Origin of the sequence: Bradyrhizobium sp. IAR9, assembly GCF_013408065.1 — a bacterium.
GTDB lineage: Bacteria > Pseudomonadota > Alphaproteobacteria > Rhizobiales > Xanthobacteraceae > Bradyrhizobium.
Genome location: NZ_JACBZW010000007.1, coordinates 19,536 through 34,178, shown reverse-complemented (window position 1 = coordinate 34,178; position 14,643 = coordinate 19,536). Strand labels below are relative to the sequence as shown.

At 64.6% G+C, this 14,643-nt stretch carries 13 protein-coding genes; 6 read left to right on the top strand and 7 right to left on the bottom strand.

From position 1 onward, the window contains the following. Window positions 1-7: 7 nt before the first annotated feature. The 4 genes from GGD67_RS19540 to petA all read right to left on the bottom strand — a co-directional run bounded on the left by GGD67_RS19540 (window position 8) and on the right by petA (window position 6,107). Complete coding sequence (locus GGD67_RS19540; protein ID WP_179735147.1) at window positions 8-2,173, bottom strand: anthranilate synthase component I; 2,166 nt, start codon at window positions 2,171-2,173, stop codon at window positions 8-10. 317 nt (window positions 2,174-2,490) lie between these two features. Further along, on the bottom strand, window positions 2,491-3,180 hold the full coding sequence (locus GGD67_RS19535; RefSeq protein ID WP_179735145.1) for a dienelactone hydrolase family protein: 690 nt from the start codon (window positions 3,178-3,180) through the stop codon (window positions 2,491-2,493). A gap of 261 nt (window positions 3,181-3,441) precedes the next feature. Continuing rightward, complete coding sequence (gene fbcH / locus GGD67_RS19530; protein WP_092261536.1) at window positions 3,442-5,514, bottom strand: cytochrome b/c1; 2,073 nt, start codon at window positions 5,512-5,514, stop codon at window positions 3,442-3,444. A gap of 62 nt (window positions 5,515-5,576) precedes the next feature. Further along, a complete protein-coding gene (gene petA, locus GGD67_RS19525) occupies window positions 5,577-6,107 on the bottom strand; it encodes a ubiquinol-cytochrome c reductase iron-sulfur subunit (RefSeq protein WP_018323306.1) in 531 nt (176 codons plus the stop codon). Between the two features lie 289 nt (window positions 6,108-6,396). Between petA and GGD67_RS19520 the strand changes: the two genes are divergently transcribed. The 6 genes from GGD67_RS19520 to GGD67_RS19495 all read left to right on the top strand — a co-directional run bounded on the left by GGD67_RS19520 (window position 6,397) and on the right by GGD67_RS19495 (window position 10,489). Then, entirely contained in the window at window positions 6,397-6,855 is a 459-nt protein-coding gene (locus GGD67_RS19520) for a tRNA (cytidine(34)-2'-O)-methyltransferase (protein WP_179735551.1), read from the top strand. Window positions 6,856-6,873: 18 nt separating this feature from the next. Continuing rightward, window positions 6,874-7,506 (top strand): 7-carboxy-7-deazaguanine synthase, encoded by a 633-nt coding sequence (queE, locus tag GGD67_RS19515; RefSeq protein ID WP_179735142.1) that lies wholly within the window; start codon window positions 6,874-6,876, stop codon window positions 7,504-7,506. 133 nt (window positions 7,507-7,639) lie between these two features. Then, window positions 7,640-8,527: an oxygen-dependent coproporphyrinogen oxidase gene (gene hemF, locus GGD67_RS19510; protein ID WP_026202907.1), complete on the top strand. Its 888-nt coding sequence runs from the start codon at window positions 7,640-7,642 to the stop codon at window positions 8,525-8,527. Next, the gene (locus GGD67_RS19505) at window positions 8,524-9,264 is read left to right on the top strand and encodes an HAD family hydrolase (protein WP_179735140.1); all 741 of its coding nucleotides are present in this window, start codon (window positions 8,524-8,526) and stop codon (window positions 9,262-9,264) included. The genes hemF and GGD67_RS19505 overlap by 4 nt, the downstream gene beginning before the upstream one ends. 314 nt (window positions 9,265-9,578) lie before the next feature. Continuing rightward, window positions 9,579-10,031, top strand: a complete 453-nt coding sequence (locus tag GGD67_RS19500) for a GNAT family N-acetyltransferase (RefSeq protein ID WP_179735138.1) — start codon at window positions 9,579-9,581, stop codon at window positions 10,029-10,031. A 242-nt stretch (window positions 10,032-10,273) separates the two neighbouring features. After that, window positions 10,274-10,489 carry a DUF2158 domain-containing protein gene (locus GGD67_RS19495; RefSeq protein WP_179735136.1) on the top strand — a complete coding sequence of 72 codons (216 nt, stop codon included), beginning with the start codon at window positions 10,274-10,276 and terminating at the stop codon, window positions 10,487-10,489. A gap of 159 nt (window positions 10,490-10,648) precedes the next feature. Here GGD67_RS19495 and GGD67_RS19490 read toward each other — a convergent pair whose 3' ends face one another. From GGD67_RS19490 to GGD67_RS19480, 3 genes are all read right to left on the bottom strand, one after another. After that, complete coding sequence (locus GGD67_RS19490) at window positions 10,649-12,166, bottom strand: M15 family metallopeptidase (RefSeq protein ID WP_179735134.1); 1,518 nt, start codon at window positions 12,164-12,166, stop codon at window positions 10,649-10,651. A 439-nt stretch (window positions 12,167-12,605) separates the two neighbouring features. Then, entirely contained in the window at window positions 12,606-13,376 is a 771-nt protein-coding gene (locus GGD67_RS19485) for a sulfite exporter TauE/SafE family protein (protein ID WP_179735132.1), read from the bottom strand. After that, entirely contained in the window at window positions 13,373-14,641 is a 1,269-nt protein-coding gene (locus GGD67_RS19480; RefSeq protein ID WP_179735130.1) for a CCA tRNA nucleotidyltransferase, read from the bottom strand. Before GGD67_RS19480 ends, GGD67_RS19485 begins: the two co-directional genes overlap by 4 nt. Window positions 14,642-14,643: the final 2 nt, after the last annotated feature.

The following is a 14,643-nucleotide window of genomic DNA, read 5'->3' as shown; positions in this document are numbered from 1 at the left end:
GTGCCTCTCAATCGACACGCGCATCCAACCGGAACGCGTTTTCAACAATACGCAAGCCCACCTCATTGCTGAGCGACATCAGCGATTCCGGGTGGAATTGCACGCCGGCGACCGGCAGCGTCTTGTGCTCCAGCGCCATGGCGACACCGTCCTCGGTGCTGGCTGTGACGGACAACACCTCCGGCATGCTGTCGCGCTCGACAAAAAGCGAGTGATAGCGGCCGATGACGATCTCGTTCGGCAGATTGCGCATCAAGCGCCCGCCGCGCACCTGCACCCGCGAGGGCCGGCCATGGGCGGGATGGGTGAGCTGGCCGAGCTCGCCGCCGAAATATTCGCCGATCGCCTGCACGCCCAAGCAGACGCCGAACACCGGCAGCTTCCTCTCCAGCGCCGCGTCGATCGTCTTCTTGATCCCGAAATCTTCTGGCCTGCCGGGACCGGGCGACAGCACCAGCAAATCCCATGTCTTCCGCTTGAGCATGTCGAGCGCATGCACATGGCGGACCACGGTAACGTCGGCGCCGACCTGGCGGAAATAATCAGCGAGCATATGCACGAAACTGTCGTCATGGTCGATCAACAGCACCCGCTTGCCCGAACCGGTCGCATCGGGCGCAAAGGTCGACAACGGCTTCGGTGGATCGCCGCGCAGCGCCTGGAACAGCGCGGCGGCCTTGACCTGGCATTCGCGGTCTTCAGCGGCCGGATCGGAATCGAACAGGCAGGTGGCGCCGACGCGCACTTCGGCGAGACCATCCTTCATGCGGATGGTGCGGATGGTCAGGCCGGTGTTGATGCTGCCGTCGAAGTTCACCGCACCGATCGCGCCGGCATACCAGCGGCGCGGCGAGCGCTCGTGATCCTCGACGAACTGCATCGCCCAGAGCTTGGGTGCGCCGGTCACCGTCACCGCCCAGGCGTGGGTGAGGAAGGCATCGAGCGCGTCGAAGCCGGGGCGCAGCATGCCCTCGACATGATCGACGGTGTGGAACAGCTTCGAGTAGGTCTCGATCTGGCGCCGCGCCAGCACCTTGATCGTGCCCGGCACGCAGACGCGCGCCTTGTCGTTGCGGTCGACGTCGGTGCACATGTTGAGCTCGAACTCGTCCTTCTCCGAGTTCAGGAGCTGGCGGATCTGCTCGGCGTCGCCGATCGCATCGCTGCCGCGCGCGATCGTGCCCGAGATCGGGCAGGTCTCGACCCGACGCCCGTCCGACCGCACGAACATTTCCGGCGAGGCCGACACCAGAAATTCGCCCTCACCCAGATTCATCAGCGCGCCGTAGGGCGACGGGTTGATGACGCAGAGGCGCTGGAAGACTTCGGCCGGCGAACGATCGCAAGGCTCGGCGAACAGCTGCCCAGGCACCGCTTCAAAGAGATCACCGCGGGCGAAGGCCGCACGCGCGGTCTCGACCGTTGCCTGATATTCGCCGGGCGCGTGATCGGCAAAACCCTGCCGCGGCGTCTTCAGATACGGACTCTCGGCAGTCTCGCGGGGCAGGCCCTCGGTGGATTTGCCCTTCCAGGCAAAGTCGTACGAGAGCACCACGCCGCGGCCGGTAGCGCGGTCATAGGCCAGCAGGCGATCGGGGACGTAGAGCACGATGTCGCGCTGGTCCTGCTCGCGCGCGCGCTTCTGCACGAGGTCCTCGATCTGGAACACCAGGTCGTAGGCGAAGGCGCCGAACAGGCCAAGCAGCCCGTCGTCATTGGCCGAGAAGGCGGCGACGAGATCGCGCACCAGCGACATCACGCTGGCGCGCCGCGTACGCTGGTCTTCCTCGACCGGCGCATCGCCGCGGATGATGTGGCCGGCAAGCCGCGTCGCCGTCTTCTCGGAGATGACGACGCAGGGCTCGCGCAGCACATCGACCAGGAAGGCGATCAGCACCTGCCCGCGCTCGTTCAGCGCTTCCAGCTTGAAATTGACGCCAGTGGTCTCGAGCTTGAGCGGCGGATCGGAGAAGCCGAGGTCAAAGCTCTCATAGCGGCCGGGCACGGTCGTGCCCGAGGACAGCACCACGCCGCGACGGCGGTCGAGCAGGCTCACGAGATCGTCGAGCCTGTTGGCACCGCCGGTGAACTGCTCCGCCACGCGCGTGATCGCGAGACCCGCGCGGGTCACGTACTCACTTCTGGCCGGGAGGGCAAAGACTGTCCTGTTCATGTGATCCTCTTGGGGTCCTCTTACGAGACTTGCCGAGGAAACGCCACACAGGACAAACGATCAGGCCGCCGCACTGCGTTGGCGACCTCAGACGATTTGGGAAAGGAAAATCGCACGGCCACCTCGTTAGGAGGTGCGCCACCAAAGACGGGCTGGGCGGACGGCGGTGCTCATGGGCGGATACTCACCATGGCGCGGGGGCGGCGTCAAGGGTGGCCCGGTGCCGTAGCCCGGATGGAGCGCAGCGCAATCCGGGGTTCGTGCCACAAGGGAAAGTCCCCGGATTACGCTGCGCTCCATCCGGGCTACAGGCTGGGTCAGGCTGCGCTGTTACCGCCGAGATGATTGGCGAAGAACTTGATTGCCCTGCCCCAGGCGAGCTCGGCGGCCTCGCGGTCGTGCACGGCCTGGCGCTGCTCGTTGACGAAGGCGTGCTCGGCGTCATAGCGGAAAAGCTCCAGCGACTTCCCGGCGGCCTTCATGGCCTTCTCGAAGCCGCCCACCAGCTCCGGCGTGCACCAATCGTCCTTGTTGGCGAAATGGGCCTGGAGCGGGATCTTGACGTCGGCGGGCTTGGCCGCCTGCTCCGGCGGGATGCCGTAGAACACGACGCCGGCCGCGAGCTCCGGTACATGCACCGAGCCGATGATGGTGACGGCGCCGCCGAGACAGAAGCCGGTCAGCCCGACCTTGGCACCGTTACGCGACAGATATTGCGCGGCGCCGCGTACCGTCTGCGTGGTGGCGTCCATGAAGTCGAGCGAGTTCATCTCCTTGTTGGCGCTGTCCGTGTCGTGATACGGCACCACCTTGCCCTTGTAGAGATCGGGCGCCAGCGCGTCGAAACCGGCCAGCGCGAAGCGGTCGCACAGGCCTTTGATCTGGTCCGACAGGCCCCACCATTCCTGGATTACGACCACGCCCGGCGCGTTGCCGCGCGCGGCATTGGCGAGATAGCCCGAGGCGTCCTTGCCGTCCGGACGCTTGAAGGTGATGGCGGTTCCCATGGTGTCCTCCGATGAGTTCTTGGGGGAGCGGTTGGTGGCATCTTGGCGGGTGCATGCGAATGATGCAATCACCGCGCAAACAAACTCTCGTGCCCCGGACGCTGCGCAGCGCGTTGCCCCTTGCGGCGTGATGCGCTGCCGATCCGGGGCCCAGCTACGAGCATTCTGGGTCCCGGCTCGCGCTTCGCGCGTCCGGGACACGGACCCAACAAAAAAGCCCCCTTGCGGGGGCTTCTTCATTTTCTCGTCGCATCAGAGCGCTCAGTGCGAGCTGGCCCAGACCTTCTTCTTGGTGAAGTACATCAGGCCCGCGAACAGGATCAGGAACACGAAGACCTGGAATCCGAGGCGCTTGCGCGCTTCCATGTGCGGCTCCGCGGTCCACATCAGGAAGGTGGTGACGTCCTTGGAGTACTGCGCGACCGTGGTCGGAGAGCCGTCGTCATAGGTCACCTGGCCGTCGCTGAGCGGCTTCGGCATCTTGATGGCGTGGCCCGGGAAGTACTTGTTGTAGTACGAGCCCTCCGGGATGGTGACGCCTTCCGGCACCTTGTCCTCGAAGCCCTGCAGCAATGCCGAGACGTAGTCCGGGCCCTGCTCCTGGAACTGGGTGAAGAAGTCGAAGATGAACCAGGGGAAGCCGCGCTTATAGGAGCGCGCCTTGGTGATCAGCGAGAGGTCGGGCGGCGCCGCGCCACCGTTCGCCGCGCGAGCGGCCTGCTCGTTCGGGAACGGCGAGGGGAAATAGTCCGCCGGACGCCCCGCACGCTCGAACATGTCGCCGGCATCGTTCGGACCGTCCTTGACCTTGTAGTCCGACGCGAAGGCCGCCGCCTGCGCCACCGAATAGCCGGGCCCACCGGGCTCGGCGAGGTTGCGGAAGGCCACATAGGACAGGCCGTGGCAGCTGGCGCAGACCTCCTTGTAGACCTTCAGGCCGCGCTGCAGCGCGCCGCGGTCGAACTTACCGAAAGGGCCGGAGAACGACCATTTGTTGCCCGGGGGCGTATCGCTGCCTTCAGACGCCTTCGCGCTGTCGACCGAACCTGCGAACAACGAACCGGCGAGCGCCAGCATGATCGCGGTCGAAACCATCGGCGTCGATCGGCTGCCGGTCTTGGCCAGCACCGCATCCGAGATCGAGTTCGGCACGGGCCGCGGCTTCTCGATGCGCGAGAGCAGTGGCAGCACGATCAGGAAGTAGGCGAAGTAGCAGACCGTCAGGACCCGGCCGGCAATGACGTAGATGCCTTCCGGCGGCTGCGCCCCGAGATAGCCGAGCAGGATGCAGACCACGACGAAGATCCAGAAGAACTGCTTGGCCAGCGGGCGATACTTCGACGACCTCGTCTTCGCTGCGTCCAGCCAGGGCAGGAAGCACAGGATGATGATCGCACCGAACATCCCGATGACGCCGGCGAGCTTGTTCGGGATCGAGCGCAGGATCGCGTAGAACGGCAGGTAATACCACTCCGGCACGATGTGCGGCGGCGTCACACCCGGGTTCGCCGGAATGTAGTTGTCGGCGTCGCCGAGATAGTTCGGCATGTAGAAGATGAACCAGGCGTAGAGCAGCAGGAAGCAGGCGACGCCGAACATGTCCTTGATGGTCGCATGCGGCGTGAACGGCACCGTGTCCTTTTCCGTCTTCGGCTCGACGCCGTCAGGATTGTTCTGGCCGGCGACGTGCAGCGCCCAGACGTGGAGCACGACGACGCCCGCGATCAGGAACGGCAGCAGGTAATGCAGCGAGAAGAAGCGGTTGAGCGTCGGATTGCCGACCGAATAACCGCCCCACAGCAGCGTCACGATGCTCTCGCCGACATAGGGAATGGCGGAGAACAGGTTGGTGATGACCGTGGCGCCCCAGAAACTCATCTGGCCCCAGGGCAGCACGTAGCCCATGAAGCCAGTCGCCATCATCAAGAGGTAGATGATGACGCCGAGGATCCACAGCACCTCGCGTGGCTCCTTGTAGGACCCGTAATAGAGGCCGCGGAACATGTGAACGTAGACGGCGACAAAGAACATCGATGCGCCGACCGCATGCATGTTGCGCAGCAGCCAGCCGTAGTTAACGTCACGGACGATCAGCTCGACCGATTTGAAGGCGAGATCGGCATGCGGCGTATAATGCATCGCCAGGATCACGCCGGTCAGGATCTGCATCCCCAGCATGAAGGAGAGGATGGCGCCGAAGGTCCACCAATAGTTCAGGTTACGCGGGGTGGGATAGGCAACGAACGAGGAGTGCATGAGGCCGAGGATCGGCAGGCGCCGCTCGATCCATTGCAGGGCCGGATTGCTCGGCTGGTAGTCGGATGGTCCGCTCATGATGCGATCCTGAGGAAATAGTACGACGAGACGGCGCGAAGCTTCGGACGAGGATCCGAGGCTCAGCCGATCTGGATTTTGGTGTCGGAAACGAACTGGTACGGCGGCACCGGCAGGTTCGCGGGCGCGGGCCCCTGGCGGATGCGGCCGGACGAATCGTACTGCGAACCATGGCAGGGGCAGAAGAAGCCGTCGTAGCTGCCTTCATGAGCGATCGGGATGCAGCCGAGATGGGTGCAGATGCCGATCACGACCAGCCATTGCTCGTGGCCGGACTTGACCCGGGCCTCGTCGGACTGCGGATCAGGCAGGCTCGCCACGTTGACGGCGCGCGCCTCGTCGATCTGCTTCTTGGTGCGGTGGCTGATGTAGATCGGCTTGCCGCGCCAGAACACCTTGATGTCCTGACCTTCGGCGACCGGACTGAGATCGACCTCGATCGGCGCACCGGCGGCGATGGTCGAGGCGTCAGGATTCATTTGGGAAATGAAGGGCCAGAGCGCAGCTGCGCCCCCTACTGCTGCAGCTGCCCCCGTTGCAACGAATAAGAAATCACGGCGTGTCGGATGGTCCGCCGAAGACGCTGTCGTCACGATTCCAACCCTTTCTTCTTGTGCAACCGGTGGAACCGCTCCAGGGGGCGCCCATGAGGTCCCCGGAAAGGCTGCCGGCGCCCGCGGCCCCCCGCGGCGGCAGAACTTCGCATGTTCACCTCTAAACGGGCAAAACAGCAGTCCAGAATCGTTCTATTGGCACCCTTGCCGGGCGAGCGCAAGCCCGCTATCGGCGCGGGAGCGTGCAATGCACGAATTCCCGGGCAGGCGATGTTTTATTGAGACATTTCCGCCCCGCATCGCCCCCGAGACAGCCCTCGCACAGCCCATGCAGATAGCGCTTTTCCAACCCGACATCGCCCAGAACACCGGCACGATTCTCAGGCTTTGCGCCTGCCTGGGCATCGCCGCCCATATCATCGAACCGGCGGGCTTCCCCGTCTCCGACCGCCTGTTCCGCCGGGCGGGAATGGACTACCTCGATCATGTCAGCCTTATCAGGCACGACTCCTGGGCCAAATTCGAGGACTGGCGCGCCGCCCATGGCTACCGCTTGCTGCTGTTCACCACGAAAGCTGCCATCGACTACCGCGATTTCCGTTACCAGACGTCGGACATCCTGCTATTCGGGCGCGAGAGCGCCGGTGTCACCGACGCGGTGGTCGAGGCCGCGGATGCGCGGCTGGTGATCCCGATCAAAGCGGGGCTGCGGTCGCTCAATGTCGCCATGACCGCGGCCATGGCCGCCGGCGAGGCGCTGCGGCAGATCCGGAACCCGCAAGCCTGACAGATTGAGGAGAGACGATTGAGTTACGCGGTCAAGGAGATCTTCCTGACCTTGCAAGGCGAAGGCGCCCATGCCGGGCGCGCGTCCGTGTTCTGCCGTTTTGCCGGCTGCAACCTCTGGAGCGGCCGCGAGGCGGACCGCCTTGAGGCCACCTGCAAGTTCTGCGACACGGATTTCGTCGGAACCGACGGGACCCTCGGCGGCCGCTACGGCTCGGCCGCGGACCTCGCCGACACCATCGCCGCGCAATGGACTGCGGCTGCCGCCAACCGCTACGTGGTGCTGACCGGCGGCGAGCCGCTGCTTCAGGTCGACGCCGCGCTGATCGAGGCGCTCCACGCCCGCGGCTTCGAGATCGGCGTCGAGACCAACGGCACCATCGCAGCGCCGGAAGGGCTCGACTGGATCTGCGTCAGCCCCAAGGGCGGCAGCGAATTGGTGCTGCGCCAGGGCCACGAGCTGAAGCTGGTCTATCCGCAGGCCCTCGCCGCGCCCGAGACGTTCGAGCACCTCGCCTTCGAGCGCTTCTCGCTGCAGCCGATGGACGGACCCGAGGTCATCGAGAACACCGCGCGCGCGATCGACTACTGCCTGCGTCATCCGCAATGGCGGCTCAGCGTGCAGACGCACAAATCGCTCGGCATCCGATAGGGACAGATTTGTAGGGTGGGCAAAGCGGAGCGTGCCCACCATTCAAGATGACGGTAGAAGACGTGGGCACGGCGCAAGGGCGCCTTTGCCCACCCTACGGCACACTCCGCGTGGTAAGCGACCGGGAATGAAGATGGACATGTCGACGATCGAAGACCGCAAGGGCCGCGCCCGCGCCTGGTTCGAAGCCTTGCGTGACGACATCTGCGCGAGCTTCGAGCGGCTCGAGGACGACGCCCCGCAAAGCCTCTATCCGGGCGAAGCCGGCCGCTTCAAGCGCACGCCCTGGCAACGCACCGACCATACCGGCGCGGCCGGTGGCGGTGGCGTGATGTCGATGATGCATGGCCGCCTGTTCGAGAAGGTCGGCGTGCACTGCTCGACCGTGCACGGCGAGTTCGCGCCCGAGTTTCGCGCGCAGATTCCCGGCGCCGCGGACGATCCAAAATTCTGGGCCTCCGGCATTTCGCTGATCGCGCATATGCGCAATCCGCACGTGCCCGCCGTGCACATGAACACCCGCTTCGTGGTCACCACGAAAGCCTGGTTCGGCGGCGGCGCCGATCTCACGCCGGTGCTCGACCGACGGCGCACCCAGGACGATGCCGACAGCATCGCTTTCCACGCCGCGATGAAGCAAGCCTGCAACCAGCCGAACGGCGTTGCCGACTACGACAAATACAAGAAATGGTGCGACGAATATTTCTACCTGCCGCACCGCAAAGAGGCGCGCGGCATCGGCGGCATCTTCTACGACTGGCACGACAGCGGCGACTGGGACGCCGACCTCGCCTTCACCAAAGACGTCGGCCGCGCTTTCCTGAAGATCTATCCTGACATCGTCAGGCGCAATTTCGCGGCGGGCTGGACCGCCGCGGACCGCGAGGAGCAATTGATCCGGCGCGGCCGCTATGTCGAATTCAACCTGCTCTACGATCGCGGCACCATCTTCGGGCTGAAGACCGGCGGCAATGTGGATTCCATCCTGTCGTCGATGCCGCCGGAGGTGAAGTGGCCATGACTGTCTCGAGGCCGCTGCCGCGCGCCATGCTGATCGATATGGACGACACCATCCTGTCGGCCTATGGCCGGCCCGAGATCGCCTGGAACACGATCGCGAACGAGTTTGCCGAGGAGCTGGCGCCGCTGCCGCCGCCGCAGGTCGCAACCGCAGTGCTCGCCTTTGCGCGGCAGTTCTGGTCGACTGCGGAGCCGATCTGGCGGATGAAGCTCGGCGAGGCGCGGCGGCTCACGGTGCGCGGCGGCTTCGCCGCGCTCGCCGCAAACGGCCATCGCGCCCTGCCCGACGACCTCGCCGATCGCATCGCCGACCGCTTCACCACCTATCGCGAGGAAGCCATCTTCGTCTTCCCCGGCGCGCACGATGCCATCGACGCGTTCAGGGCACGCGGCATCAAGCTCGCGCTGGTCACCAACGGCGCCGCCGACATGCAGCGCGCCAAGGTCGAGCGGTTCGAGCTGACTCATCGCTTCGACCACATCCAGATCGAAGGCGAGCACGGCTTCGGCAAGCCGGAGGAGCGCGCCTATCTGCACGCGATGGAGGCGCTGGGCGTTTCCGCGGAGGATACCTGGATGATCGGCGACAATCTGGAATGGGAAGTGGTGACGCCGCAGCGCCTCGGCATCTATTCGATCTGGATCGACGTGCACGGCGACGGCCTGCCCGAAGGCTCGACGGTCAGGCCCGACCGCATCATCCGCTCGCTGACCGAGCTGGTGCCGGGCCAGCCCTGAGCAGGGCACACAACAAAATATCGAAAAACAACCCCATGCACAGTAGCGGGCCCCTGCAAGATCAATGGCTTGCGGATTTAACGAAACGACTTTGATCCGTCGGCCAAAACAGGGGTATGATGTCATCGTCGAAACTTGCGTGGACTGGTTTCCGCGCCCGCGTTTCCGCGTTCGTCGCGAGAAGATCACCGCCCTACGGCAGCTCGGGTGCGGGAAATTTCTTCGCCTGCTGACGTAACGCCCCATCAAGCCAGCACGTAGATGTCCCCTGCGGGCGCTTTTGCCCCGAGGGAGGGCGCGGCATCGTGAGTGGGGTGAGCATCCGTAGAGCTGAGGCGGGCGATTACGCTGCGGTTCGGAGCCTTGCGGAAGCGTTGGCGGCCCATATCGAAGAGCCGCCACCGCCTCTGACGCTCGAGCGCTATCTCGCCTTCTATGTCCGCGAGCATGCGCCCGTGCACCTCTTCGTCGCGCTGCTGGAAGATCGCGTTGCGGGCCTGATCGCCTGGATCCTGACCCACGAGCTCTATAGCGCCCAGGCGGGCGTGTACATCAGTGACATCGCGGTGCATGCCGAGGCGCGCAGGAAGGGCGTCGGCAGAGCGCTGATGACGAAGGCCAAGGAATGGGCTGCCGATCACGGCGTCACGAAGCTCGGCTGGGATGTCTGGAAACACAACGCGTCAGCGATGCAATTCTACGCGCGCCTGGGCGCGACCGTCGACACCGAGGCCCTGCCGCATCTCCTGCTGCTGACGAACCGCTAGCTTCATCATGGCCGATTGGCGACTGGGGGCGTCGCACGCGATCCTCATCCTGAGGGCTCGCCAACGGCGGGCGTCTCGAAGGATGGCCACGGAGGAAGCCGCTGCCATATGCGATTGCCCCGCGTGTCGACCGGGATCGCCACCCGCCGCTGGAATTTCCCGGCACGGCCGGCCGGCGTGATCGGCCTGTCATGACCGCTTGCTAGGCTCCCGTCCGGATCGATCGCGAGAAAGGACAATCCATGGACTTGAAAGCCGGTGATGTCGTGATGCTGAAATCCGGCGGCCAACCGCTGACGGTCGCGGAAGTGAAGCAGGACGAGGTGCTCTGCCTCTGGATGGGCATGGAAGGCGACCTGTTCCGCGAGACGCTGCCGCTGGCCACGCTCGTGCAGGTGGAAGAGGACGAAGAGGAAGAGGACGAAGAGGAAGAGGACGAAGACGAGGAAGAAGAGTAGGCCCGCCTACACCGCATCCTATCTGGATCGGGTGTGCCTCAGCTCCAGCACGTCGGATCTCCCTCTCAGAACAGAAATGAAGGATCGGGCCGAGGACTCGGCCCCGATCTATCAGGTCGCGTTCGATGGCGACTTGCGCACGATGCGATTTCGTTCGCCCTACTGGATAAAGGCGATTTCGAAATGCATGCCATCGGGCCGGCTTCCAAAGTGCCCGCCCCAATAAAATCCATGTTTGTTGGCGATCGGGACCAACTCCCGGACCGCTCCGCGCGTGCCCACGAGCTTGGGCCGAGCCCCCAACGGATTCTCGTCGGCGTTGACGTCGAACGCGCTTCCGAAAGCGTGGTTGCTCAATTGCGTCGTCGATCCCCTGATGAAGCGAGGCACGAAAGCTCCGTCAAATGACAGGATCCTATCCAGCAGACTCGCGCTCTCCCACTCCTCCCAAAGCGCCTTGAGCTGTGCCGCCGCGAGCTTATGGAATTGCATGGAGGCAGGAGCATGCGGTCCCAAAGCCTTCCGCAGTTGGGGAATGGGAACGCTCACGATGTTGTCCCTGGTCCAAGTCCCGAGGATCCGGATGTTCTGGCGGTTATCCGGACGAGGCTCCGAGACGAAGTTGAACGCGCCAAAAACCGCCCGTCTCGCGGCCGTATTTTCGAGCGGCGGAAAATCCGGCCGTGGCGGGAAGTTTGAACCCGTCATGTCAGCGGCCGGCTCTTCAATGAGCTCAAATCCGAGCTGCATGGCTTTCATCATCGTTTCGCGACCTGCCACGCCGTCGCTCGTCACTCCGTTTGCCGCCTGAAACGCACTCGTCGCCGCCTGGGTCTTGTCGCCGAACTCTCCGTCAAGGCCACCCGGATCGAAATGCTGTCCCTGCAGGAAGCTTTGCCAAGCTTTCACGAGTGGTCCCTGCGAACCGAGCCGAAGCGCACGCAAAGCAACGGGCCTCGTCGACTCACTCGTCAATGGAGCGGATATCTCTGCGATTGGCGCGATCTCCGCAGAAGCCTCCGCAACGCCACTCGACAGCATTGCATTGGTCGCGGCCCGTGATGCGCTGAAGCCGCGAGATTGAGGCTGAATCCTGGGGCTTTCGATCTGTGTATCGGTCAATGCAACCTCCTCTGAGCTGGTGATAAAACTCTTTGCGACGTTCAATGCGTTATTCCACCGGTTGACCAGGCCCTTCCAAAACTTGCTCGTCTCACTGCGTTTCGCGACATCCCGCTCGTACTGTTCGCGCGCAGCGCGCAGGTCTTGCAGAAGCTCCAACGTGTCGTCCTCGCGGGCGGCTACGAGCGCTCGTCCGGCGTCATCGATCACGCCACTGTCAGGAACATGCAATGCTCTTTGGAGTATTCGCGCAGCACCGCGAGGACCGCGGTTGAAGCAGCAATCTCGCAAGTAACATTCGATCGCCGGCTTTCTCGACCAACTCGACACACCATCAGTGTAAGTGGCTATGATTTCGCAGGCCGCCCGTTCCGCCTCTTGAAAGTGGCCCCCCTCGATCAAATCGGCCAGCATCCGTGCTTCTTCGGGATGGAAACGTTCGTTGATGCCCGCGACTTCATATGCTCCTCCACCGTCGTCAGCCGGCAGCCTGTAGATCGTCAGGCGCCCCTGTTTATCGCGCCGGGCTTCGAAGCTGAGAATGGAGGCTGCCATCCGGTGACGATCCGCCGACGTGCTCATGCAAGGCCTCTGCAATATGTAATGTTAGGCGGCACAGCTTCTGGCGGCTTTCATAGCTCGGGCATGGTCGTGAACCGGCCAGCGCCGACCACGCCGAGGAGCCCGCCGCATCCGCAACACGCCTCAATGACGCTGAGCTTACGCTGCGCGCTGAAGCTGTGTTGTGAAGTGCTTCACAACCCGATTGCGATTCGATGACGCAGTTGCCGCGCGAACTGCGGGGATCGGAATCCTTCCCGCGTTCGTTTGCCGGTATGGATTAAACGTCAGGGTCGGGGCCGTCTGCGCTTCAGCTCGGAAGCGGGCGCGCGATCAATTCGGCCTTCGATTGCCAGCCGATCTATGCAATCCCGATCTGTGCGATGCCCCTCTGGGTGCTGCTGTTTGCGTTGCTGATGCTGCTCACGCCGATCTACCCGACGAGTTGCCTCGCCGCCGCCGAGATCATCACCAGCCCGCCGGTGATCACCGCGACATCAAGGATCGCGGTGTGGATGTGCACCGGCATCCGCTCGACGAAGGCCTTTGCGAGAAACGCGCCGGGGATCGCGATCGCGCCGATCAGCAGCGCGAAGGCAAGCACCTGCGCGGTCACGGCACCGGCGAGGCCGAACACCGAGATCTTGATGAGGCCGGTGCCAAGCGAGATCATCGCGTCTGTCGCGATCACGGCGGCGCCTTCGAGGCCGGCGGCCATCAGCAGCGATAGCAGGATCACGCCGGAGCCGGAGGTGCCGCCAACCAGCACGCCGTAGCCGACCGAGCCGGCGGCAAGGCCGCTGTCGCCGATCTTGACCTTTCGGCGGCGGAGCACGCGGCGCAGCGGCACGCTCAGGATCAGCATGCTGCCGATCACGAGCCCCGCGCCGGCATTGGTGAGACGCGTGTAGCCGTAGGCGCCGAGTGCGGTCGTCAGCGCTGCGCAGGCGAGCACGATCAGCGCGCGGCGACGGTCGGCATAGCGCAGATAGGCAACGGCTCGGCTGGAATTGGTGAAGAGTGCGGAGATCGCGATGATCGGCACCACGGGCTCGGCGCCGACCAGCGGCACCAGCACCAGCGGCATCAGGGCGCCGGTGCCGTAGCCGGCGAGACCACCGATGATCGAAGCAAACAACGCCATCAACGCGACCAGCAGGAGCTGAAAGATCGAGATGTCGGCGAAGCCTGAGACGATGGTCACGTTCTCTCGTCGCGGCTGATTCGTGCCGCAGCTTGATCGGCGATGGAAGCGAGTGCGGCTTCCTCTAGGGGAAAATCCGCCGCAAGCCAAGCGTCCTCGGCGAGCGTCAACACATGTCCGAGCGCGGGTCCTTCGGCCAGACCGCGGGCGATGAAGTCGGCGGCCTTCAGCGGAAATTTCGGCGCAGTCCAGCGCTGCGGCAGCTCGGCGAGAGCGCGCCAGCGCATCGAGGTGACGTCGCCGCCGGCCCGCGCCCAGCCGAGCAACACACGATCGTGATAACGCTCGGGGCCGAGCCGATAGAGCAGACGCCGCGCATTGGCCTCGTCCTTGGTGGCGAAGCGCCACCAGCGGTGGCCCATCGAATCCAGTGCCCTGGTCTCGGCATTGGAGAGCCGCAAGCGCGCGGCGACGCGCTTGGCATCTTCGGTCACCGCGACGGTCAGCGCCGCGAGGCGCCGCGTGCTGCTTGCAGCAAGGCCAAGCTCGCGCTCGATCGCGATCATCGCCGACAGCGGCCCGGTATAGGCGACGCCGCCGATCAGCGCCTGCAGCAGTCCGCCCTCGGCCATGGCCAGCACGGCGGCGGATGCGCGAGCTGCCACCAGCAGCTTCAGCATCTCCATGCGCACGCGCTCGGCCGAGAGGCTGGCAAGACCCTCACGCCCCCGGATGCAAGCGAGATAGCCGTCGCGGTCGGGATCGCCGGCACCAAAGGCGGCGTGGATGCGGAAGAAGCGCAGGATGCGCAAATAATCCTCGGCAATGCGCTGGTCGGGATCGCCGATGAAGCGCACGCGACGCGCCTTGGCATCCGCGATGCCGCCGACATGGTCGTAGACCACGCCTGCCGCATCGACCGACAGGCCGTTCATGGTGAAGTCGCGCCGCTCGGCGTCCTTGACCCAGTCGCGGCCGAACGCGACCTTGGCCTTGCGGCCGAAGGTTTCGGTGTCCTCGCGCAGGGTCGTGACTTCATAGGGGTGGCTGTCGATCACCAGCGTGACGGTGCCGTGGTCGATGCCGGTCGGTACGCTCTTGATGCCGGCAGCCTTGGCGCGCCGGATCACCTCCTCCGGCCGCGCGGTGGTCGCGATGTCGATGTCGCCGGGCTGAAGACCGAGCAGAGCGTTGCGTACGGCGCCGCCGACCACGCGCGCTTCCTCGCCGCCAGAGTTGAGCAATTGCAGGACGCACGCGGTCCCGCCTGCGGTCAGCCAGGGCGCATCGGCAAGAATTGGCGCAAGTATCGGCTCCGCGCTCATCG